At 64.0% G+C, this 22,077-nt stretch carries 15 protein-coding genes; 6 read left to right on the forward strand and 9 right to left on the reverse strand.

Going from position 1 to position 22,077, the window contains the following annotated elements; genetic code table 11:
• Positions 1-52: 52 nt before the first annotated feature.
• Together D2E23_RS02105 and ychF are read right to left on the reverse strand one after the other, a co-directional pair.
• Positions 53-1,321 carry a tyrosine-type recombinase/integrase gene (locus D2E23_RS02105; RefSeq protein ID WP_126029328.1) on the reverse strand — a complete coding sequence of 423 codons (1,269 nt, stop codon included), beginning with the start codon at positions 1,319-1,321 and terminating at the stop codon, positions 53-55.
• Between the two features lie 209 nt (positions 1,322-1,530).
• Positions 1,531-2,625 (reverse strand): redox-regulated ATPase YchF, encoded by a 1,095-nt coding sequence (gene ychF, locus D2E23_RS02110; protein ID WP_126029329.1) that lies wholly within the window; start codon positions 2,623-2,625, stop codon positions 1,531-1,533.
• Positions 2,626-3,064: 439 nt separating this feature from the next.
• Here ychF and D2E23_RS02115 point away from each other — a divergent pair, with 439 nt between their 5' ends.
• The 4 genes from D2E23_RS02115 to D2E23_RS02130 all read left to right on the forward strand — a co-directional run bounded on the left by D2E23_RS02115 (position 3,065) and on the right by D2E23_RS02130 (position 6,175).
• The gene (locus D2E23_RS02115) at positions 3,065-3,724 is read left to right on the forward strand and encodes an amino acid ABC transporter permease (protein WP_126029330.1); all 660 of its coding nucleotides are present in this window, start codon (positions 3,065-3,067) and stop codon (positions 3,722-3,724) included.
• Entirely contained in the window at positions 3,705-4,430 is a 726-nt protein-coding gene (locus tag D2E23_RS02120; protein ID WP_241227173.1) for an amino acid ABC transporter permease, read from the forward strand. The genes D2E23_RS02115 and D2E23_RS02120 overlap by 20 nt, the downstream gene beginning before the upstream one ends.
• On the forward strand, positions 4,423-5,217 hold the full coding sequence (locus tag D2E23_RS02125; RefSeq protein WP_126029331.1) for an amino acid ABC transporter ATP-binding protein: 795 nt from the start codon (positions 4,423-4,425) through the stop codon (positions 5,215-5,217). Before D2E23_RS02120 ends, D2E23_RS02125 begins: the two co-directional genes overlap by 8 nt.
• A gap of 103 nt (positions 5,218-5,320) precedes the next feature.
• On the forward strand, positions 5,321-6,175 hold the full coding sequence (locus D2E23_RS02130) for a transporter substrate-binding domain-containing protein (protein ID WP_126029332.1): 855 nt from the start codon (positions 5,321-5,323) through the stop codon (positions 6,173-6,175).
• Positions 6,176-6,307: 132 nt separating this feature from the next.
• Here D2E23_RS02130 and D2E23_RS02135 read toward each other — a convergent pair whose 3' ends face one another.
• The gene (locus tag D2E23_RS02135; protein WP_126029333.1) at positions 6,308-7,687 is read right to left on the reverse strand and encodes an alpha/beta fold hydrolase; all 1,380 of its coding nucleotides are present in this window, start codon (positions 7,685-7,687) and stop codon (positions 6,308-6,310) included.
• A 146-nt stretch (positions 7,688-7,833) separates the two neighbouring features.
• On the opposite strand from D2E23_RS02135, the gene D2E23_RS02140 reads away from it, so the two are divergent.
• Both D2E23_RS02140 and D2E23_RS02145 read left to right on the forward strand, forming a co-directional pair.
• On the forward strand, positions 7,834-10,428 hold the full coding sequence (locus tag D2E23_RS02140) for a sensor histidine kinase (RefSeq protein WP_164520628.1): 2,595 nt from the start codon (positions 7,834-7,836) through the stop codon (positions 10,426-10,428).
• Positions 10,429-10,512: 84 nt separating this feature from the next.
• The gene (locus D2E23_RS02145; protein ID WP_126029380.1) at positions 10,513-11,253 is read left to right on the forward strand and encodes a response regulator; all 741 of its coding nucleotides are present in this window, start codon (positions 10,513-10,515) and stop codon (positions 11,251-11,253) included.
• A 297-nt stretch (positions 11,254-11,550) separates the two neighbouring features.
• On the opposite strand, the gene D2E23_RS02150 is transcribed toward D2E23_RS02145, so the two are convergent.
• From D2E23_RS02150 to D2E23_RS02175, 6 genes are all read right to left on the reverse strand, one after another.
• Positions 11,551-14,154 carry an ABC transporter permease gene (locus D2E23_RS02150; protein ID WP_241227174.1) on the reverse strand — a complete coding sequence of 868 codons (2,604 nt, stop codon included), beginning with the start codon at positions 14,152-14,154 and terminating at the stop codon, positions 11,551-11,553.
• A gap of 98 nt (positions 14,155-14,252) precedes the next feature.
• Positions 14,253-15,005 carry an ABC transporter ATP-binding protein gene (locus tag D2E23_RS02155; protein WP_126029381.1) on the reverse strand — a complete coding sequence of 251 codons (753 nt, stop codon included), beginning with the start codon at positions 15,003-15,005 and terminating at the stop codon, positions 14,253-14,255.
• A 287-nt stretch (positions 15,006-15,292) separates the two neighbouring features.
• Positions 15,293-16,828, reverse strand: a complete 1,536-nt coding sequence (locus tag D2E23_RS02160; protein ID WP_126029382.1) for an MDR family MFS transporter — start codon at positions 16,826-16,828, stop codon at positions 15,293-15,295.
• Positions 16,829-16,941: 113 nt separating this feature from the next.
• Complete coding sequence (locus D2E23_RS02165; RefSeq protein WP_126029336.1) at positions 16,942-18,135, reverse strand: pyridoxal-phosphate-dependent aminotransferase family protein; 1,194 nt, start codon at positions 18,133-18,135, stop codon at positions 16,942-16,944.
• A 77-nt stretch (positions 18,136-18,212) separates the two neighbouring features.
• Positions 18,213-21,071 carry an ABC transporter permease gene (locus D2E23_RS02170; RefSeq protein ID WP_126029337.1) on the reverse strand — a complete coding sequence of 953 codons (2,859 nt, stop codon included), beginning with the start codon at positions 21,069-21,071 and terminating at the stop codon, positions 18,213-18,215.
• On the reverse strand, positions 21,068-21,973 hold the full coding sequence (locus D2E23_RS02175) for an ABC transporter ATP-binding protein (protein WP_126029338.1): 906 nt from the start codon (positions 21,971-21,973) through the stop codon (positions 21,068-21,070). The genes D2E23_RS02170 and D2E23_RS02175 overlap by 4 nt, the downstream gene beginning before the upstream one ends.
• Positions 21,974-22,077 lie beyond the last annotated feature (104 nt).

A 22,077-nucleotide genomic window follows, 5' to 3' on the forward strand; every position in this document is an offset into this window, starting at 1 on the left:
GGCAAGAAAATATGTCGGAGCATATGTTCTATCCGGCAGAAGGTCAAAACATTCACTCACCATCACTGGCCGATGCTTCCACGATCTGCGTATCGATGATGTCGGGGTCGTCATGCAGGTCGGGTATCGCCTGGCCCAATAGGGCGGCGAGGGATGCGGCGTCGCGGTGGGTGTAGTGGTTGGTCATGGTGATGCTGGTGTGGCCCATGATGGCGGTGCGAGCGTCGTCGGGCATGTTGGCTCGGGCGGTCATGCTGGCCATCCAGTGGCGGGCGGAATGGATGTTGACCATCGGCAGGCCGGCCGCCTTCAGAGCCTTTCGCCAGTTGTAGCGTTCCGCGGAGCTGCGCACCGGGTTGCCGCGCGCGTTCGTGAACACAAGCTGGCGCAGGCCGATGTTCAACCGTTCGATGCGCGACCACAACCGCGTCCACAGACTCTCCGAGATCGGAACGAACCGTCTGGCCGCGCGCGTCTTCGGCGTGGTGAGCCACAGGGTGCCGTATAGGTGCTCGGCCTTGAGCCACCCCGGTATCTCCACGTCGCCGGGAAGCCCGTACTGCTGTATCTGCTGGCACACGTCGATTCCCGGCACGCCGTCGCGGCGCCTCAGCTGGAACGGCATGAGCGCGTACCGTTCGCCCTCCCTCATGCCGGCTGCGAACGCGAGCTCGAACAGCAGCATCCACGATTCGTCCACGTCCACGGTCAATGCCGGGCCGCGTCGTTTCGCGCCCCGGTTGGGCACGGCCTCGATCAGTCGTTTCGGCTGGTCGGGCGAGAGTATCCGCGTTTCGGCGGGCTCCACCCTCGGTGGCTTGACCCTGCGGCACGGATCCACGGGGATGAGCTCCTCGAGTTCGGCCTGGTCGAGCATCATCTTCAGGCTCACGTAATGGTCCTTGAGAGTGGACGGGGCGAGCCGCTTGCCGAGCACCCTCATGCAGCGGCGGATGTGGTCGGGCTTCAGCTCGTCGAGACGGACGTGGCCGATGACCTGCATGCATGCGTGGATGCGACCGGCCCGTGTCCGGTACGTGGTCGGCTTGACGTTCAGCCGGTACTCCTCGAGCCAGCGTTCCGCATAGTCCTCGAGCAGCGGGCTTTTGGCGCCGGGCAGCCTGCCGGTACGTTCCATATCGGCGATCCTCGCGTCGAACCGTTCGCGCGCATCGGCCTTGGTCTTGCCCTTGGCGGTGATGAACCGGCGTCTGCCGGTGGCGGGATCGGGGTCGATCTCGCGGCGGAACTCCCATGATCCGTCCCTGCGATGGATGATGCTGCCCGAACCCTTGGTGCGTCGTCTGCCGTTGGCCGCCATGATTGCCTCCCATCATCGGGAGCACCCTCGGATGCCGTGACCGCGAGCGCCCCTGTACAAGGGCACTCTATTGGCACTCTATCCGTGCGTACAACGGCGGAATACGTGCGGGAAACGGCGGTTTTCCGTGAATCGAAAAACGGCGCGATTCCGGTCTTCCGTAGGGTCGGAAACGTTGGAATCACGCCGTTTTCAGGGGTGTTTACCCCCTATTTTGAGACGTTGAACTTGAACTCGACGATGTCGCCGTCCTGCATCACGTAGTCGCGGCCCTCCTGACGGAGCTTGCCCTGCTCCTTGATCTCGGTCATGGAGCCGTTGGCGGCCACGAAGTCGTCGTAGGAGACGATGTCGGCCTTGATGAAGCCCTTCTCGAAGTCGGTGTGGATCACGCCGGCGGCCTGCGGGGCGGTGAAGCCCTTGTGGATCTGCCATGCGCGCACCTCCTTCACACCGGCGGTGAGGAAGGTCTGCAGGCCGAGGATGTCGAAGCCCACGCGGGCCAGCTGGTCCAGACCGGACTCCTCCAGACCGGCATCCTCAAGCATCTCGCGGGCGTCGGCCTCGTCGAGCTCGGTGAGATCGGCCTCGAACTGGGCGTTGAGGAACACGGCCGGGGCCGGGGCCACGGATGCGGCGAGCTTGGCCTGCAGATCCTTGTTCTGCAGCTCGTCGTCGTCCACATTGAACACGTAGATGAACGGCTTGGCGGTCATGAGATGCAGGTCGTAGACGCTGTCCTTGTCGAAGCGGCCTTCGCGGGCGGCCTTGTCGAGCGTCTCGCCGGCCTCGAGAATGGTCTTGGCCTGCTTGACGGCCTCGAAGTACTCGGGCTCGATCTTCTTGCCGCGCAGATCCTTCTCCAGCTTGGGTAGTGCGTTCTCGATGGTCTGCAGATCGGCGAGGATCAGCTCGGTGTTGATGGTGTCGATGTCGTCGGCCGGGTCGACCTTGCCGTTGACGTGCACGATGTCGTCGTCCTCGAAGGCGCGCACGACCTCGCAGATCGCGTCGGCCTCGCGGATGTTGGCGAGGAACTTGTTGCCCAGGCCTTCGCCTTCGGAGGCACCCTTGACGATGCCAGCGATGTCGACGAACGTGACGGTGGCGGGCACGATCTTCTCGGTGTTCACGAGCTTGGCGAGCACGGGCAGGCGCTTGTCCGGCAGCGGCACGACGCCGGTGTTCGGCTCGATGGTGGCGAACGGGTAGTTCTCGGCCAGCACGTTGTTGCGGGTCAGCGCGTTGAACATGGTGGACTTGCCGACGTTCGGCAGTCCGACGATTCCAATAGTAAGAGACATGGCTTCCAGTCTAAGGCCAACGCAGACAACAACTCCCGTTATCCCAAAGAGGTATAATCAGGCAATCGCGACACACCAAAGTTTGGTTATAGGTATTATTGATTTGCTGATAGCACGTCATAACCACCATGCATAACGACTGGAGGAGTCTCCATGCCCCGGATGTCTCGCAGAGACATGCCCCACATGCCGGAACGTCACTGTTCGCAACGAAAATCAGGCCTCGGCATCCTGCCCGAGCAGCGTCCGTCAAAGGTTTGATCACACCCGCCATCCCACGCCCATCCCCCCGAACGGCCATCGTCCGAACCTATGGGCGTGCATGACGACACAGAAAAAACCGTATTGTATTCACAGACGTTTCCGAGAGAAAACCCATGCAAATATTTTCGATTCCATATACGCCGCATGAGCGTTCGCACGAGAGAGGAGGGACGCGATGAGCTGGGAGATCATCCAGCAGAGCCTGCCCCTGTTCGAGAAGGCGTTCGTCCTCACCCTGAAGCTGTCCGCCATCGCCGTCATCCTGGCGACGCTGCTTGGCCTCGTGGTGGCGCTCGCCCGTGACAGCCGCATCCCCGTGATTTCGCAGCTTTGCGCCACGTTCGAGGAGCTGCTGCGCAACACCCCGCTGCTGATCCAGCTGTTCTTCCTGTACTACGGTCTGCCGTCCATCGGCCTGAAGCTGAGCGCGGAGACCTGCGCGATCATCGGCTCCTCGCTGCTGGGCGCGGCCTACATGTCCGGCGCGTTCCGTGGCGGATTCGGCGGCATCCCGAAGATCCAGCTTGAATCGGCCAGGGCTCTGGGCCTATCCCCCATGCAGATGATCCAGCACGTCATTCTGCCGCAGGGACTGGTGCGCAGCGTGCCCGCCGTCGCCGCCAACGCGATCTTCCTGGTCAAGGAGACCTCGGTGTTCACGGTGATCGCCGTACCCGAGCTGACGAACACGGCACGCGACCTTATCGGCATGTACTACCGCACCGACGAGTACCTGCTCGTGCTGGTGATCGCCTACGCGATCATCCTCATCCCGATGTCCATCATCCTCACGCTTCTGGAAAGGAGGGTCCGTCGTGGTACCTTCGGCGATTGATCAGGCCCTCGTCCTCGCGGCGCAGCCCGGTTGGACGGTCATCTTCACGGGAGACAACCTCACCCGTCTGCTCGGCGGCCTGTGGACGTCGGTCAGCGTGGCCGGACTCGCATTGATCTTCGGCATTCCGCTGGGCATCGTGCTCGGCGCGCTGCGCATCATGCACAATCCGGTGCTGCGTGCGGTGCTGCGACTCTACCTTGAGTTCTTCCGCATCATCCCCACGCTGGTGATCCTGTTCCTCTTCTACTACATCCTGCCGCGCGAGATGGGCGTGCAGGTGGATGGCGAGACCATCGCCGTGGTGGCGTTCGGCCTGTGGGTGGCGGCCGAGATCAGCGATGTCGTGCGCGGCGCCCTGATCTCCGTGCCCTCGCATCAGGTGGATGCCGGCAAGGCGCTGGGCATGAACGGACTGCAGCTGCTGTGGTACGTGCGTCTGCCCCAGTCGGTCAACCTCATGATCCCCGCGACCATCAACCTTGCGGCCCGCGTGATCATGACCACGTCCCTGCTGCTGCTGATCAGCGTGATCGACGTGATCACCGTCGGCCAGCAGATCATGGAGGCGAACCGCATGAGCCACCCGGATTCCGCGTTCTGGGTCTACGGTTTCGTGTTCCTGCTGTATTTCATCGTGTGCTGGCCTCTGGCGAGGATCGCCCAGGCCCTGGAGAAGCGCGCCAAGGAGCGTAACAATGGCTGAACTTTCCGACAACGTCCCCACCACCACCGACGAGACCCCGCTGCTGTCGGTCAAGCACCTGCGTAAGGCGTACGGCGATCACGAGGTGCTCAAGGACATCAGCTTCGACGTGCCACGCGGCAAGGTGTTCGTGCTGTTGGGCCCCTCCGGCTCCGGCAAGTCCACGCTCATCCGCTGCCTCAACGGTCTGGAGACCATTCAGGGCGGCACGATCGAGTTCAAGGGCAAGCCCGTCAGCGGCACCGAGAAGGAGTGGCGCAAGCTGCGCACCGAGATCGGCATGGTGTTCCAGAGCTACGATCTGTTCCCCAACCTCACCGTGGCGCAGAACATCCTGCTCGGCCCCACCAAGGTGCAGAAGCGCGCCAAGTCCGAGGTGGAGCCGCAGATGGACCGTCTGCTCGCTGACGTGCAGCTGAGCGAATACCGCAACGCCTATCCGCGTGAGCTGTCCGGCGGCCAGAAGCAGCGCATCGCCATCGTGCGCGCGCTGACCATGAACCCCGAGCTCATGCTGTTCGACGAGGTGACCGCCTCGCTCGACCCGGAGATGGTGCGTGAGGTGCTCGAGCTCATGCTGCGTCTGGCCAAGGAACACATGACCATGATCGTGGTGACCCACGAGATGGAGTTCGCCCGCCGCGTGGCCGACACCGTGCTGTTCCTCGAGAACGGCGTGATCCTGGAGCGTCAGTCCGGCGAGGACTTCTTCACGCATCCGGCCACCGACCGCGCACGCAGCTTCCTGGAAAGCATGTCGCCCATCACGGACGACGAAGCCAAGTAGCGACAACCAAGCAGGCAACCAAATCCACGTTCCATCCATCACCACAACCATCATCAAATTTTTTGCAATCACGCAAATGAGAGGAATCCACAAGGGAGGAATCATGAAGAAACTCAAGAAGATCATCGCCGGCCTGGTGGCCGGTGCCGCGCTGATCTCGCTCGCCGCCTGCGGCTCGTCCAACTCGGGCAGCAGCGACTCGTCCGCGTCCAGCCAGCAGGGCCAGACCGTCGAGCAGATCAAGAAGGCCGGCAAGATCCGCATCGCCACCTTCGGCGATCTGCCACCGTACGGCTACGTGAAGAACGACGGCACCCGCGCCGGCTACGACGTGGCCCTCGGCAACAAGCTCGCCGAGGATCTGGGCGTGAAGGTCGACTGGGTCCAGGTGAACGCCGACGGTCGTGTGGACGCCCTGAAGTCCGACAAGGTGGATCTGGTGCTCGCCAACTTCACCGTGACCGACGAGCGCAAGCAGGTCGTGGACTTCGCCAGCCCGTACATGAAGGTGTCGATCGGCGTGGTCTCCCCCGATTCCGCCAAGATCACCAGCGCCGACCAGCTCAAGGGCAAGAGCCTGGCCGTGACCAAGGGCACCACCGCCGAGACCTACTTCACCCAGAAGTACCCGGATGTGAACCTGCAGAAGTACGATTCCAAGACCCAGCAGTTCCAGGCCTTCAAGGACGGCCGTGTTGACGCCCTCGCCGACGACAACACCTACCTGTACGCCTGGGCCAAGGAGAACCCGGGCTACACCGTGGGCGTGAAGACCCTCGGCGAAGAGTCCACCATCGCCCCGGCCGTGAAGAAGGGCAACGCCGATCTGCTCAAGTGGGTCAACTCCGAGATCAAGACCCTCACCGACAACGGCTTCTTCGAGCAGGCCTACCAGGACGAGCTCGCCCCGTCGTTCACCGACGACATCAAGGCCGAGGACGTCATCATCACCAAGTGAGATCGATGATCCTCCTCAGATAAGCGTTCGGCTTCGGCCGGCGATGTGAGAAAACCAAACGGACCGTATGGCGATTATCGCCGTACGGTCCGTTTTTCGTATGCGTAAAGCGACCCTTACGACGACGGCCGATCACAGCAGTCCGTCAAGATCGCCGCGGTTCAGCGCCTCCTCATACAGGTGACGGAACACGGTCGTGCCGTGGTGCACGCCGTCGTGCTCGAACTCGTTGGTCACCCATGCGTGCGAGCGCCCGATGCGGGAAAGCGTGTCGAGCTGCATGCTGGAGTCCACGTACATGTCGTCGAAGTAGACGGCGGCCTGCAGCGGTACCTCGTTGCGTGCCAGCTGATCGACGTCATAGATACGACCGAAACGGGTGTCCTCCATGAGCACGTCCATGACTGGGCGGAATGGCGTGAGCGAACTGTCCTCCTCGAACATCCACGGCAGGGCGGCCTCGCCGGTGAACATGAGCGGCCGGGCGTCCACGGCGAATTCGGGATGGCGCTGCAGTTCCGTCCATGCGGCCCAGCGAATGGGCTGGTCCAGCTCGCCGTCGGCGTAGATGAACTCCTGTAGCGGCCAGTAGAGCGGTCGGCCGTATGATGCCGTGCGGGACAGCACGTCCATGGCGAAGCCGGTGGACAGCACCGGCGTCTCCCCCGAGTCTCCGGGTTCGAGCGCGCCGTCCACGAACGCCTGATCGATCAGCCAGTGCAGCCGTTCGAAGCTGGGTTTCATGCCGAAGTCGGATCCGAGCATCTGCAGTCGGCGCACGGAGAACGGATCACCGTTGGGCAGTTTCACCTCTCCCCCGGCGAGCAGGTCGGCCACGGCGGCCACGCGTTCACGATCCTGCGGGTAGCGCTCATAATACTGCTCGGTCTTGCGCCTCATGCGTGGCACCGTATGCGCGTAGACCTCGGCGGCGCTGGCCGGCACGTGCGGGATACCGCCGGTGGTGAACGATGCGGCCAGTCCGCGCGGAAACAGCGACAGGTAGGTGAGGGTGAGGAATCCGCCGTAGCTTTGGCCGAGGCTCACCCAGCGCCGTCCGCGGAATTCGGTGAGGCGCAGGTATTCGAAGTCGCGGATGATGGAGTCGGCGAGGAACTTCTTGAGGTGATCGGCCGCCTGACGCGCGCTCATGCCGTCGATCGAGCGCGGCTCCACACGCGTGGATCGTCCGGTGCCACGCTGGTCGGGCAGGATCACGCGGAAGTGCCGTATCGCCTCGGCGATCCATCCGTCATCGTCAGGCCCGGTCGGCCGTGGGCATTGTCCGCCGGGACCGCCCTGCAGGAAGACGAGCAGCGGCAGGTCGTCGTGCACATGCTCAGGTGCGCACAGCACGCGGTAGAACAGGCCGATCGAACCGTCTTCCCCGCTTTCGTCGAAGCCTGATTTCACGACGTCCAGCGGGTCTCTGCCGTGCCAGTCGAGCGGCACCTCGATGGCATGATCCTCCACCACCAGTCCGGGCACATGATATTTGGCCAGCAACGTCATCGTGCATCTCCTTGCTCGTTGCTCATGTTCATCGCTCCCATCCTCGCACACGCATGTGTCCACATGGCGTGATGAATCGTTCCATGGCACGATGTCGTACGAAGCTCCCGGCGACTAGTGTGGGTCGAATGAGGATTTTTTCGGGTATGAGCACTGCAATCGCCGCACTACGACGGGCGGTCACACCACAGTTCGGCGACATCGACAATCGGGTGCTCATCCCCGACGCGCTGATCGCGCTGACGTTGACGGCGTTGTGCGCGGTCAGCATCACCTACGGCACGTTGCAGGACGGTCTGCTGTTCCATTACACGGACGACGCGGCGGCGGTGCGCTTCTGGACGTGGATCTATGGCCTGCCGCTGATGTTCCGCCGTCGGCTCCCCCGTGCCAGCGCCCTGGCGTTCGTACTGCTTTGTCTGGTGCAGCTGGTGTTCGGACCGGCGCTGGTGCTCAGCAACGGGTTCGCGCTGATGCACGTCTACGCGGTGATCGTGTACGGCGAGCGCGACACGATTCGTCCGTTCATCGTGATGGCGGTGGGGATGACATTGGTCACCGCCGGGGTCAATACGAGCGTGCAGGCGTTTGGACCGCTGGCGGTATCGGCGTGGCAGTGGTATACACTGGCCCCCTACGATTGTCTGATGGTGAACGGGATGGTCGACATCTCGACCTGCGGCCGGCAGATGCGGATGAATTTTCTTTGGCTGCTGGTCATGATAGCGGCGCCGTTGGCTGCGGTGATCGTGATGGGCTACTGGCAGCGGGCGAGACTGTCGACGATACGGATGATGCGGGAGCGCAATGCCGCGCTGGAGGCTCGTCAGGAGGAGGAGACCCGCATCGCCGCGCTGGCCGAACGGGCGCGTATCGCGCGTGACATGCATGATGTGGTGGCGCATACACTGTCGATCATCATTGTGCAGGCGGATGGCGGGCGGTTTGCCGGCGCGAATGATCCGAAGCTCGCCCGGTCCACGATGGAGACGATCCGTCATGAGAGCATGCGAGCGCTGGGCGATATGAAGCGGCTGCTGGGCATCTTCGGACCGCCGGCCGATCATGCCTCCGTGAATGCCGACGAATCGCATGCGCCCGGTTATGCGGATGTCGCCGGCCTGATCAGGCAGGCGGATTCGGCGTCGTCGGATACGCATGTCACGCATACGGTCGTGGGCACGCCGGAGCCCGACGAATTGGGTACGTTGGCCGCGAGTACGGTCTATCGTGTGGTGCAGGAGTCCCTGACCAACATCCGTAAGTATGCCGGCCCCGGTGTGAACGTGGGTGTGGAGGAACGCTGGTCCGCGGACGGGCTGCGCATTCGCGTAATTGATGATGGCCGAGGGCTGGCGGCGTCCGCCGACGGGCACAAGCCCGGCTATGGCCTGGTCGGCATGCGTGAGCGTATCGATTCTCTGGGAGGATCGTGCAGTGCCGGGCCTCGTCTGGGTGGCGGATTCGAGGTGGATGCGTTCATTCCCTTCCATGGCGAACCGCGCAGGGTTTCCCCGGATCCGCGGCAGAATGCCATGAGCGGCATCGACGACGCATCGTCACCGGCCGCTTCCGCGACGATGGCCTCCGGGAGCTCCATGGGGGCGAGCACCTCGTCGTTGCCCAACGCATCCGATGTGCCGGTTCCGAACGCGGCCAGCGGCTTCAAGCAGATGATCATGGATCATTATCGTCGGGTTGTACACACGGTGCGTCAGCTGGGTTCGATGCCGGATTCGCCTGAATCGTCCAAGTTCAACATGATCGAACGGGTCTCGCAGTGGACGGAACGGCATTATCTGATCATGGATACCGTGTATGTGGTGCTGATTCTGCTGTTGTTCGGCTCGCCGACTTCGGGAATCTGGGTGTCGAATACGGACGGCGGCACACTGTCGTCCGCCGGACCAGGTACGCCGATCTGGGCATGGTCGAATATCAGCGTGGTGCTGCCGGTGATCTGGCGCCGGCGTTTCCCCCAGGCGAGCGCGGCCGTGTTCGCGGGGCTGACGATTCTGCAGCTGCTGTTCCTGCCGTGGCTCACCGTGGCGGGACTGATATCGGTGTATTCCGTGTATTCGGTGACGCTGTATGGACCGCGTACGGCGAAACGGTGGACGATTCCATTGATCGGCGTCGGCTCGGTGCTGTTCGCCGCGAAGATGACGTTGTCGGCGGCCTACGAGGTTGGCACCATATGGCGTGCAGTGATGCTGCTGGCCGAAGGCGGACTTGTCGATATCGCACGGCCGGGCACGATAGTGAGTGGAGCGTCTGCGCTGTTGGTCATAGCCGTGAATGCGATCGTCACGTTCGTCACGCTGATGGGCGCGATGGCGGCCGGCATGTGGTCGCGTTCGCGCGGATCGAACATGCTGGTGCTGCAGGCGCGCGAGGAGGCGCTGCGTGAGGAGGAGCGCAAGCAGAAGGTGCTGGCGGCGAATATGGAGCGCGATCGGATCAGTGCGAACATTCAGACCGATGTGACCGATACGCTGCTTGGCGTGATCGGCAAGGCCGATGCCGGTCTGCGTGCGCTTGACGATGGGCATGCGGATGCCGCTACGATCACCGCGGCGTTTGAGGGCATTGCCACGGAGGGTCGTGCCGCGTTGAAACGCATGCGGCAGCTGTTGGGCGTGCTGCGTGAGACCGGGTTCAGTGACGAGACGACGCGTAATGAGGGGATGCGATTGGCTCCCGCGGTTTCGTTGGACCAGCAGTTACAGTTGAAGAGGTGAGCCACGATCTAGCCACGGTCTGTGGCAATGGCAACGTATGGACGTGTTCGATGGAGGAGATGCGCGGTGAGTGACGCGAATGGCATGTCGGAGGGGAACGGTGCGAACGGTTCCGGTCGCATCAGTGTGGTGATCGCCGATGATCAGGAGCTGGTGCGCGCCGGTTTTGCGATGGTGATCGGTTCGCAGCCGGATCTTGACGTGGTGGGTCAGGCCGGGGATGGCGCCCAGGCCGTGGAGATCGCACGACGTCTGCACCCAGATGTGGTGCTGATGGATGTGCGCATGCCCGGTATGGACGGCATCGAGGCGACCCGCCTGATCACCGAGCATGCCGGGGACGGTTCGCCGTTGACCCGTGTGATCATTCTGACGACGTTCGATCTGGACGAGTACGTGATGGCGGCGATCCATGCCGGCGCTTCGGGGTTCCTGCTCAAGGATACCGAGCCGGAATCGCTGCTCAATTCGATTCGTACGGTGTATCAGGGCAATGCGATCATCGCGCCGTCCGCCACCAAGCGGCTGATCGAGAAGATGAGCCAGTCGGGCGATGCGGCGGCTATCGCATCCGCCCAAACCGTGCCGGCGTCCCCTACGCAACCGTCCGTCGCGTACACGGATCCCGAGCTCGATCTGCTGACGGAGCGCGAGCGCGAAGTGCTGATCGAGATCGCGCATGGGCTGAGCAATCAGGAGATCGCCGACAAGCTGTTCGTCAGTCTGCCCACCGTCAAGACGCATGTGGCGCATATTCTTGCAAAGATCAACGCTCGTGACCGCGTGCAGGCCGTGGTCTTCGCCTATGAAAACCACTTGGTGTGATCACACTATCGTGAACACGATGTTCGTGCCGACCGTCAGCGCAGTCGGGAAAACGGCGGGTATCGTCTCTGAAATTGACGATGCCCGCCGTTTCGCATCCGTAGACGCGTCGTGCGGGCACCACTTGTGGGTTGCGGTTCTTCTCTTAACCGTTGTCTCCGATTATGGGCGGTGAATCTGAACGGAAGCTCACCGTCACGTTGATGTTCGGGAACAATTCGATGACGTTTTGCCCATGTGCCACGAGGTTTCCGGTCTCGTGGCACATGTCGGGTCGACCTTTCGCCCGACCGTCCGTCACGCCTCGGCGAGCGCCACGACCGGCGGCGTGCGCACGGCCCGTCGGGCGGGGGCCACGCTGGCGACGAGCGCGGCCACGGCGGCCACGCCCAGCACGGCGAGGGCGGTACCCCATTCGATCGGATACTGCACGGTGCCGTATTCGGCGAACACCATGGTGGAGCCCAGCCAGCCGAACAGCATGCCGAGGATGATGCCGACCACGCCTGAACCGAGTGAGATCAGCAGCGCCTCGACCGCCAGCGAGCGGCGCAGCTGGCCGCGGGTCATGCCGATGGCGCGCAGTGTGGCGGATTCACGGGTGCGTTCGATCACGGACAGCGACAGCGTGTTGGCCACACCGATCAGGGCGATGAGCACGGCCACGGCGAGCAGGGCGACGAGGATCATCATGAGCATGTCGACCATCTGCTCCCATTGCACGCGTTCGGCGATGGAGCCGGTCACGGTCACGCCGGTCTGTGTGCTGACCGCGTCCTTGACAGCGGCGAACAGGTCGGCGGCGCTGGTGGTGCCGTCCGATTTCACCCAGATCTGCGTGTCGGTGTTGCCGCCCATGGCCGCGTCGAGCACGGTCGGATCGACGAGCGCGGTGCCGACATAGTCCGAGGAGACGCCGAAGCTGGACTTGTGCGCGGTCAGCGTGCGTTCTCCCACCGTGGTGAAATCGCCATCGGAGCCGAAGGTGCCGAATCGTACTGTCACGGCGCTGCCGTCCTTGATCGGATTGTCGGAGTCGCCCATTTTGGACATCATTTCGATGCCGTTCCGATCGATGGCGTGCATGCCGGAGCTGGCGTTGAGCACGGCGTTGCGCTGGGATTCGCTGAGGGCCGCGACCTGCACGGTGACGTCGTGCCCTTTGCCGCCGTTGCCGTTTGTACCATCGTTCCATTGGGCCATGGCCGTGCGCACCGGTTCGGCGGCCTTGACGCCGTCCACCTTGGCGATCTTCCCGGCGGTGTCGGCATCGAGACCGGTTCCGGAGACGACGAGGTCCACGCTGTAGCGCGAGTCGAGCGCGTCGGCCATGGTGGCCTTGGCGCTGGCCGCGCCCGTACCGATGCATGACACCAGGGTGACTCCGATGAGCAGTGCGGCTCCGGTGGCGGCCACGCGGCGCGGGTTCTTGCGGATGTTGGCCGCGGCCACGGTGGCGGAGGGGCCGGCGTGCGCCACGATCGAGCCAAGTCCGGAGAGCATCCACGGCAGCCAGCGGACGGCGGCGAGCAACAGTCCGAGGAAGGTCAGGGCGATGCCTCCCATGGCCATGAGCAGCGGGGCCGAGGAATTGTCGATGATCGGATGCCCGCCGGTGACGGCCACATGGTTCTGCCACAGCGCCACGCCGATGAATGCCAGTCCGCAGGCCGTCAGCAGGAGACTGCCGACGATGCGGAGAACGCCGGAGCGTTTGGCGTCCACGAGTTCCATGGGGCGCAGCGCCTCCAGCGGGGTCACGCGGGTGGCGGATCGCGCCGAGCCGATGGCGGCGATCATGGTCACGATCATGCCGAACGCGATCGGCGCCCAGAAGGCTTCGGGACTGGGGATCACGGCGAAGACCAGACCGTTGAGATTGGCGCCGGTCGCATGCACGACGCCCATGAGCCCGAATGCGGCGGTCACGCCCAGCGCCGAGGCGAGGAAGCCAAGGATCGCGGCCTCGGCGATCACCGAACGGTACAGCTGTCCCTTCTGCGCGCCGATGGTGCGGAGAAGCGCGAGGGTACGACGTCGTTGGGCCACGAGCACCTGGAAGGTGTTGCCGATCACCAGGGCGGCCACGAACATGGCGAGCGTGCCGAACGCAAGCAGGAACGTGGTGATGATGCTGGTGCCGTCGTGGCTCATGGATTCCATCTGCTTGTCGGCGTATTCGTTGACGCTGAGTACGGTGAGCTTATGCGGCAGCAGACGACGTACCTGGTCAAGCACGGCCTTGTCGTCGGAACCCTGGGGAGCGTTGACGCGCAGGTAGACCGCGTAGGCGGGAACGGCGCCGAATCCCTGGTCCTTGTAGCCGTCCATGACGGCGAAGTCATCGTGGCCCATGGCGCTGGCGCCACCATAGCCGGAGAAAGCGCCATTGTCGTCGCGGGTCAGTCCCACGACCTTTTCGTTCAGCGTGGAGGCCAGTTCGCTGGAGCCGAACATGGCGGAATTGTCGACGCGCACGGTGTCGCCCACGGTCACGTCGAGTCGTTTCGCCATGTCTTCGGGGATGGCGATCTCTCCGTTCGTGTTGGGCCAACGGCCCTGGGTCAGGGACATCGGCATGACCGCGGCGTTGCTTGCCGTGGGAATCGTGGCCGTGGTGGAGTGTTTGCCGGAGTCGTTGCTCACCTGCAGCGATGCGGCGGCGTAGACTCGAGCGCCGTCGATACCGTCGATCGCCGTGAGCTTGTCGAGTTTGAAGTCGTCGACCGTGCGCGATGAGTAGATGTCATCGGCGTCTCCGGCGTTGACCACATAGTTCGCATCGCCGAAACTGGCGGTCATCTGACGGCGCATCGAATAGTCGAGTGTGTTGCCGAACAGGAAGGTGCTGCAAATGAACAGCGTGCCGATGAGGATGGCGATGCCGGCCGGAATCAGCATTCTGGCACTGCGTTTCATGAGTTGAATGGTTACGGAAAGCATGGTCTTGTGTTCTCGGTTCCTCGGTCTTGCGGATTCGTGGGGTCTCGTGCGGACGGTCAGTAGGCCATGGCCATGGCGGTGGCCCGCTGACGCTCCTGCATGAGCAGCGCGTTCATGCGTTCGGCCGTGGGTTCGGGCTCGTCGGCCACGATGCGCCCGTCGGCGAACACGATGGCTCGATCGGCGTAGGAGGCGGCCACGGCGTCGTGCGTGACCATGATGATCGTCTGGTGCAGTTCGCGCACGGAGCGCTTGAGGAAGTCGAGCACTTCGGCGCTGGATATGGAGTCGAGGTTGCCGGTGGGCTCGTCGGCGAACACCACGCTGGGCCGTGTGATCAGGGCCCGGGCGATGGCCACGCGCTGCTGCTGGCCGCCGGACAGCTCGTTGGGCCGATGGTCGAGACGCCGTTCGAGGCCGAGCGTGCGGACGAGCGTGCGCATCCAGACGCGGTCCGGTTTGGCTCCGGCGAGCGTGAGCGGCATGAGGATGTTCTGTTCGGCGGTGAACATGGGCAGCAGGTTGAAGCTTTGGAAGATGAAGCCGATCCGCTTGCGGCGCAGGAGCGTCAACTGGCGGTCGTTCATGGCGGTCAGGTCTTCGCCCTGCAGCAGGATATGGCCACCGGTGGCTGAGTCGAGGCCGGCGAGCGTGTGCATGAGCGTGGATTTTCCGGAACCGGACGGTCCCATGATCGCGGTGAACTTCCCCTGCTCAAAGCACACGTCCACGCCGCGCAGCGCGTGCACCGCGCTGTCGCCTTCGCCATAGTCCTTGGTCAGTCCGATGGCTTCGATCGCCACCGGCATGCGGTTCGACCGGGTTTCATCGTTTCGGCTTCCGCCCGTCGGCCGGATGGCCGTCTGCTGATTGGCGTCGTAGGTGTGTCGTCCCATCGTTCGTTCTCCTTCGGTTCTCGTAATGTCCTGATACCTGCAACGGTACGGGGGCCGACGGGGGAATCCCATCGTGCGCGGGACCGAAAAACGAAACGGCGGTCATCATCCCGAAGGACGATGACCGCCGTACAAGCGGGCCACGTATCACTCGTGTGGCCGATAAGGAAGGATGACAGCCGGACGAACGGCCCTCTCCCCTACTGACGGACCGCACGCATGCGCTTGGAACGGATGCGGAACGCGCAGACCAGAGCCACGTAGGCGGTCGCGCAGATCACGATCATAGTGGCGAAGGTCCATGATCCGCCCACCGCCGTGGCGTGCGCGAACTGCGGGGTCCCCTCCGCTCCCGCGCCGGCCTGGGCGATGGTGAGGATGGTGGAGAACAGGGCGGTGCCGGCAGCGCCGCCGAACTGAAGCATGGTGTTGAAGATCGCGTTGCCGTCGGGCGCGAACTCATGCGGGATCTGCGACAGTGCGCTGGTCATGATGTTGGAGAAGCCCAGCGCATAGCTCAGACCGAAGATGAAATAGAATCCGGCAAGCAGCGCAGGGGTCAGGTGCATGGAGAATGCGAGCAGCAGCACCGGACCGATGATCGCCACGGCGAACGCGGTGAGAATCGGACGGGTGGGGCCGAACCGGTCGTAGAGCATACCGCCCACGGGGGCGAAGAACGCGCCGATCAGCGCACCGGGCAGCACCAGCGCACCGGCGAGGAACGCGTTCGTGCCAAGCGAAAGCTGCGCTAGATTGGTGATCACATAGCCGAAGCCGATGCCCACGATCGGCAGGATCGTGTAGGCGAGCAGGTGAAGCAGCACCACCGGGTCGCGCAGGATGCCCAGTCGGATCAGCGGGGAGAACGAGCGCTTGGACGAGTAGCCGAAGAACAGGAGCGAGAGTACGCCCACGATCAGGCTGGCCACGGCGAAGACGGCCGCGTGCGTGTACGGCTGGCCGGAGACGGCGGCGCCGGCGGCCACACCGGCCTGGTTGAGCGCCATGACCAGACCGCACAGGCCGAGCACGATGGCCAGGAACTGCAGCGGATTGAGTCGCGCCTCCTGGGTCGGCTCCTTCTGTTCGATGCAGCACAGGCCAATGATCAGCGCGAGCAGCATGATGGGGATCACGATCACGAAGATCGCACGCCACGGCAGCACGCTGGAAACGGCGCCGCCCACGGTCGGACCGATGGCCGGCGCCACGGTGATGACCAGCGAGCCGACGCCCATGAGCCGTCCGATCTTCGATCGCGGCGACTGTTCGAGAATGATGTTGATCATCAGCGGCGTGGCCACGCCCGAGCCCATGCCCTGGATGATGCGGGCGATGATGAGCACGGGGAACGAATGCCCCACGATCATGATGACCGAGCCGGTGATCGCCAGGATCACGGCCGCCACGAAGATGCCCTTGAGGGGGAAGCGGCGCTTGAGATACGAGGAGATCGGCATGGTGGCGGACACCACCAGCAGGTATACGGTGGTGATCCACTGCACGGTGGACGTGCCGACGCCGAGCTCCTTCATGAGTTCGGGGAACAGCACGGTCATCACCGTTTCGGTGAGAATGCCGATGAAGGCGAGCGATCCCACGGCGACGATCGCGCCGATGAGCTTGGCGGGAATCCTCTCGTCCGCCGGAGCCTGCCCGCCGTGCACTGGATCATGCCGTTGCGACGCGCCGTTTTCCGTAATGTTCGTATCGTTCGTATTGGTAGACAACATGGTGTTCTGTTGTGTCTTCACTGCGAAACCATCCTGCGGGCCGCCCTCCGGCCCGAATCTGCGTTCTGTATTGTGCACGCCGAGTCTATCAATACTGCCGTGACAACCTCCGTCTACTGCACCGCGGTCTTCGCTGCGACGTTCGCCGCCGCCTCCAATCCCGCGGTCAGATCGACGGGATGCCCCAGTTCGGCGAGCGCCGAACCGAATGCGCCCAACGCGGTGAGCACCTTCTGCAGGCTGGCCGTGTATCCCATGTGTCCGATGCGGACGAGTCTGCCCGCCTCCTCGCCGAGACCGCCGGAAATATGAAGGCCGTACCGGTCGTCCATGAGGCCGCGCAGCACCGTGTCGTCGATGCCGTCGGGCACGGTGACCGCGGTCACCGAATTGGCCATGTTCGCCTCGTCGTCCACCCACAGGTCGAGTCCCATGGCGCGGATGCCGGCTCGTGTGGCGCGGGCAGCGGTCTCGTGGCGGGCGATCACGGCGTCCACGCCTTCGCTCATCACGATGTCGAGTGCGGCCTTGAGCCCGTAGATGCTGGAGATCGGCGGCGTGTACGGCACGTAGTCGCGTTCCACCCACGACCGCCATGGCAGCAGGCATAGGTAGGAGCGTTCGTACCGGCCGGTGTCGGCGATCACGCGATGGGCGTGCTCCCATGCCCGGTCGCTCACCGCCACCAGCGACATGCCCGGCGTGGAGCCCAAGCATTTCTGCGGTCCGGTGACGCACACGTCCACGCCCCATTCGTCGAATCGCACGTCGGAGCCGCCCACGCCGGACACGGAGTCGACGATGGTCAGCACGCCGCGCGTATGGCATTCCCGGCAGATCGCCTCCATCGGGTTCTCCGAGGCGGACGGTGTCTCCGAATGCACGAACGCCAGCACCTTCGCGTCCGGATGCGCGTCGAGCGTCGCCCGCACCTGCTCGATCGTCACGCTCGTGTTGTACGGCACGGCCACGTTCACCACGTCGCCGCCGTAGCCGCGCAGCACCTTCGCATATCCGGCTCCGTAATATCCCGACGCCAGATTGATGCACACGTCGCCCGGTTCCACCAGATTGTAGGCGGCCATCTCCAATCCGAGAATGGATTCGCCCTCCACCGGCAGCACTCGCCTCGTGGTGCGGAACAGCGTCGACAGGTCGTCGCTCACCGAACGCATGAGGTTCACGAAGTCGTCGGTGCGGTGGTGCACCATCTGCGTGCCCATGGCGGCGAGCACCTGCGGATAGATGGAGCAGGGGCCGGACGCCATCGTGAGTTCGGGAACATGGGGTCTGAATGCATAGGTCATGGTCGTTGTCCTTTCATACAACCGTCATACGCCTGTCATAGGCCGCCGCGCGGCGTCGTGTCATGCTCATTCCATGCTTATTCCGAAGCGACGGCATCGAGCACGGGTTTTCGCAACGCACGGCCGGCGGGCTGCACGCTGGCGAGCAGGCCCACCACGATCGACAGCACCAGGAACACGCCCAGCTGGTCCCAGGGGATGCTGAGCACCTCCAGCCCGTTGCCGCCGTATACGGCACGGATCACCACGCCGGCGCCCACGCCTGTGACCAGGCCGAGCAACGTACCGAACACGGAGATGATCGCCGCCTCGATGGCCAGCATGCCACGCACCTGGGCGCGCGACGTGCCGATGGCTCTGAGCAGTCCGATCTCCTTGGTTCGTTCGGAGACGGACAGCGCCAGCGTGTTCACGATGCCGAAGATGGCGATCACGATCGATAGGGCGAGCAGCGCATATAGGATGATGAGGATCTGGTCGACCATCGAGCTCATGGTGGACTTGTAGTCTTCACGGTCGAGCACCGACAGCACATAGTACGGTTTGACGGCCTTGACCAGCCGTTTGCGCAGCGCCTCGGTGTCGGTGCCCTTCTTGGCGGCGATGAACAGCTGGATCGTGAACATGGTCTGCTGGTCGGCGAGTTTCTCCGCCGTCTCGTCGTTCATCAGCACCATCGTGCGATAGATCGAGTTCGAGATGATCGCACCGACCTTGACCGTGGCGCGCGTGGTCTCGCTCTTGGTGCGGATCAGCGTGGACGGGTCCACGTTCTGCGCGTCCGTGACGGCCTGTTGGGCCTCGGCCGCCTTGGCCTGCGCGCCGGCGGCGTCACCGGAGGCGGCCAGCTTTTGGGCCTCCTGCTGGAGGGCCGTCACCTTCGCCTGTGTCTGGGCCTGCCAGTCGGCCTGCGCCTTGGCGGTGGCCTCCTCGTCCACGCTCACGCGTTCGCCGGTCATGGTCACGGTGTCACCGACCTGCCAGCCGCGGTCCTTGGCGATGGTCTCGCCCACCACGAGCTCGCCGTCCCGCAACGCCTTGTTCGCATCGCCGGACATGGTCACGGGAGCGAACACATCGGTGAATAGCGACGGCTGCTCGGCGAACGAGGTGCCGCTGATGCGCTTGCCGTCGTATTTGACGTTCATGAGCATGCGGCTGGTGGAGACGGACTTGACGCCGTCGACCTGTTTGACCGCGTCGACCGCCGCGTCCGGAATCCGTCCGCTGGCGGCGGACGATACCGCGAAGTCCGATTTGAGCCCCGTATCGACGATGCCGGCGACCGACGCCTTGGCCGAGGCGGCCACCACCGACAGGCAGCTGACGATCGCCACGCCCACGAACAGGGCGGCCGCCGTGTTCGCGGTGCGGCGCTTCTGCCGGGACAGGTTGCGCACGGCCAGACGTCCGGTCACACGGAAGACCAGCGACGGCAGGAAGCCGAGCACGACTCCGGCCGGACGTACCAAGGCCGGCGCCAATACGATCACGCCGATGACGATGAGACCGGCACCGATGCCGAGCGGCCAGCCGGTGCCGTACCTGTCGGCGAGCGCATTGAGGAATCCCACGGACGTGGGCTCGCCGTCGACGGTGGCGATGCGCCAGCAGAACAGCCAGGCCGCCACGCCGAGCACGACCATGATCGTACCGGTCACGGCGCGCGGACGGACCGGCTTCTCCGGGTTCACGGTCTCGTTCATCGCCTGGATGGGCGGTGCCATGGCGGCCCTGCGTGCGGGGAGGGCCGCGCCGATGAAGGTGACGGTCACGCCGACCAGCAGGCCGACGAGCATGTCGGTCGGGCTGGGGTTGCCGGCTCCGCTCAGCGGTGTGCCCATTCTGGCCATGCCGAACACGATGAGCCGGACCATGCCCCAGCCCAGGCCGATGCCTGCCGCGGAGCCGACCAGGCCGAGCAGCAGCGCCTGGATGATCACGGTGGAGAACACCTGCATGGGCGAGGCTCCCACCGAGCGCAGCAGCGCATAGCCGCGCATGGACTCGCGCACGATCATGGAGAACGTGTTGGCGATGATGAACGAGCCGACGAACAGCGCGATCACCGCGAAGATGAGGATCAGCGGCTGGATGAAGCCGAGCATGTCCTTGATGGACTGCGAGTATTCGTCGCGCAGCTGGTCGCCGGTGATCGCCGTGGCCTTGGACCCTGCGGGCAACGCCTTGTTGATGCGGTCGGCGAGCGCCCGCTGCTGGTCGTTGGTGAGCGGCTGGCCTTTGTTGCCGCTGCCGTAGACGCCGATGTACTGGGTTCGTCCGATCTCGCCGGTCTGCTGCTGGTAGAGGTCCTTGGCCACGTCGGGCGCCAATCCGAGGATGATCGCACCGGCCTGGGAGACGTCGGTGTCGAAGACGCCGACCACGGTCACGTCTTCGGGGCCGGACGGGTAGACGAGCTTGGTGGTGTCGCCCACCTTGAGCCCGGAGGTTTCGGCGGCGTAGGAGTGCAATGCCACTTCGTTGCGGTTGGTGGCCCAGCGTCCTTCGGTCAGGTGCGCGGAACGCCAGGTGCCTTTCGCCAGTCCGATGCCCATGGTGGGCGATCCCATGGTGGACACGGCGTTGCCGTCCTGTTTGACGAGCACGAGCGAACCGCTGACGGAGTAGACGATCTCGGCGGTTTTGACGCCTTTGACGTCCTTGATGTCGTCCACGAGCGTGTCGTCGATGTCGTTGTAGGTCTTCATCGAGGATGACGACGAGTCCGTGTCGTCGTCCTTTTTTTCGTCGGTGCCGCGCACGTAGACGTCGTGGTCGGTGTTCGATCCCATCATCTGGTCGACCTGGTCGTTCATCATCTCGCGGAAGCAGAACGATCCGACCACGAACGATACGCCGAGCGCGATCGCGATGATCGACATCACGAATCGTGAGAAGTGGGCGCGGGCGTCGCGCAGGCCGATGCGGATCATGCGCGCTCCTCGCCTTCGGCGGTGCCGCCGTCCGTGTCGTCGGTGCCTTCAGATGCGAACACGTCGAGGATCTGCTCGTAGGACGGATGGCTCATGTCGTTGACGATCCGACCGTCCGCCAGGACGAGCACACGATCGGCGTAGGAGGCGGCACGAGGATCATGCGTCACCATCACGATGGTCTGGCCGTAGTCGTGCACGGAGGTCTTGAGGAAGCTCAGCACCTCGCGGCTGGATCGCGAGTCGAGGTTGCCGGTGGGTTCGTCGGCGAAGATCACGGATGGTCTGGCCATGAGCGCACGGGCGCAGGCGACGCGCTGCTGCTGGCCGCCGGAGAGCTGGCTGGGTCGGTGCGTCAGACGCTTTTCGAGTCCGACCACATGCACCACGTGATCGAACCATGCGCGGTCGATGGGCTTGCCGGCGATCTGCAACGGCAGCAGGATGTTCTCCTCGGCGCTGAGCGTGGGGACCAGGTTGAACGACTGGAAGATGAATCCGATCTGTTCGCGGCGCAGTTTCGTCAGCTGCCGCTGTCCCATGGCCGACACTTCGAGCCCTTCGACGAACACCTTGCCGGAGGTGGGGGCGTCGAGTCCCGCCATGCAGTGCATGAGTGTCGACTTGCCGGATCCGGACGGGCCCATGATGGCGGTCATCTGCCCGCGCATGAACTCCACGTTCACGTGGTCGAGCGCCACCACGGCGGTGTCCTTGGCGCCGTAGGTCTTGACCAGGTCCACGGCGCGGGCCACGGCCTCGCCGTCCCGCGTGGTCTGCGATTTCCGCGTCTGCCGGACCGGTCGTGCGGAGCCCGCCGGTCGTGCCGCATTGCCCGTATTGTCTGCCTTGCCGTCGTGTCCGCGACGTGCCTGCACCGCCTGCGCCGTATGTCGTCCCATGGCACCATCCGATCCTGTTGAACGTTCCCTGCCATCGTACCCACGTTCGGTGAATTCATGACCGAAACACCCATGGACGGCGAAATCGTCTGATGTTCGCCCAT

The organism is Bifidobacterium callimiconis (genome assembly GCF_003952005.1).
GTDB classification, from domain to species: Bacteria; Actinomycetota; Actinomycetes; order Actinomycetales; family Bifidobacteriaceae; genus Galliscardovia; species Galliscardovia callimiconis.

Excerpts from the sequence above, each read along its gene's own strand:
- D2E23_RS02160 (WP_126029382.1), bottom strand. The coding sequence starts at position 16,828 with ATGTTGTCTACCAATACGAACGATACGAACATTACGGAAAACGGCGCG.
- D2E23_RS02115 (WP_126029330.1), top strand. The coding sequence starts at position 3,065 with ATGAGCTGGGAGATCATCCAGCAGAGCCTGCCCCTGTTCGAGAAGGCG.
- D2E23_RS02130 (WP_126029332.1), top strand. The coding sequence starts at position 5,321 with ATGAAGAAACTCAAGAAGATCATCGCCGGCCTGGTGGCCGGTGCCGCG.
- D2E23_RS02150 (WP_241227174.1), bottom strand. The coding sequence starts at position 14,154 with ATGCTGATTCCGGCCGGCATCGCCATCCTCATCGGCACGCTGTTCATT.
- D2E23_RS02140 (WP_164520628.1), top strand. The coding sequence starts at position 7,834 with ATGAGCACTGCAATCGCCGCACTACGACGGGCGGTCACACCACAGTTC.
- D2E23_RS02175 (WP_126029338.1), bottom strand. The coding sequence starts at position 21,973 with ATGGGACGACATACGGCGCAGGCGGTGCAGGCACGTCGCGGACACGAC.
- D2E23_RS02145 (WP_126029380.1), top strand. The coding sequence starts at position 10,513 with ATGTCGGAGGGGAACGGTGCGAACGGTTCCGGTCGCATCAGTGTGGTG.
- D2E23_RS02125 (WP_126029331.1), top strand. The coding sequence starts at position 4,423 with ATGGCTGAACTTTCCGACAACGTCCCCACCACCACCGACGAGACCCCG.
- ychF (WP_126029329.1), bottom strand. The coding sequence starts at position 2,625 with ATGTCTCTTACTATTGGAATCGTCGGACTGCCGAACGTCGGCAAGTCC.
- D2E23_RS02135 (WP_126029333.1), bottom strand. The coding sequence starts at position 7,687 with ATGACGTTGCTGGCCAAATATCATGTGCCCGGACTGGTGGTGGAGGAT.
- D2E23_RS02155 (WP_126029381.1), bottom strand. The coding sequence starts at position 15,005 with ATGCCGGTGGCGATCGAAGCCATCGGACTGACCAAGGACTATGGCGAA.
- D2E23_RS02170 (WP_126029337.1), bottom strand. The coding sequence starts at position 21,071 with ATGATCCGCATCGGCCTGCGCGACGCCCGCGCCCACTTCTCACGATTC.
- D2E23_RS02165 (WP_126029336.1), bottom strand. The coding sequence starts at position 18,135 with ATGACCTATGCATTCAGACCCCATGTTCCCGAACTCACGATGGCGTCC.
- D2E23_RS02105 (WP_126029328.1), bottom strand. The coding sequence starts at position 1,321 with ATGGCGGCCAACGGCAGACGACGCACCAAGGGTTCGGGCAGCATCATC.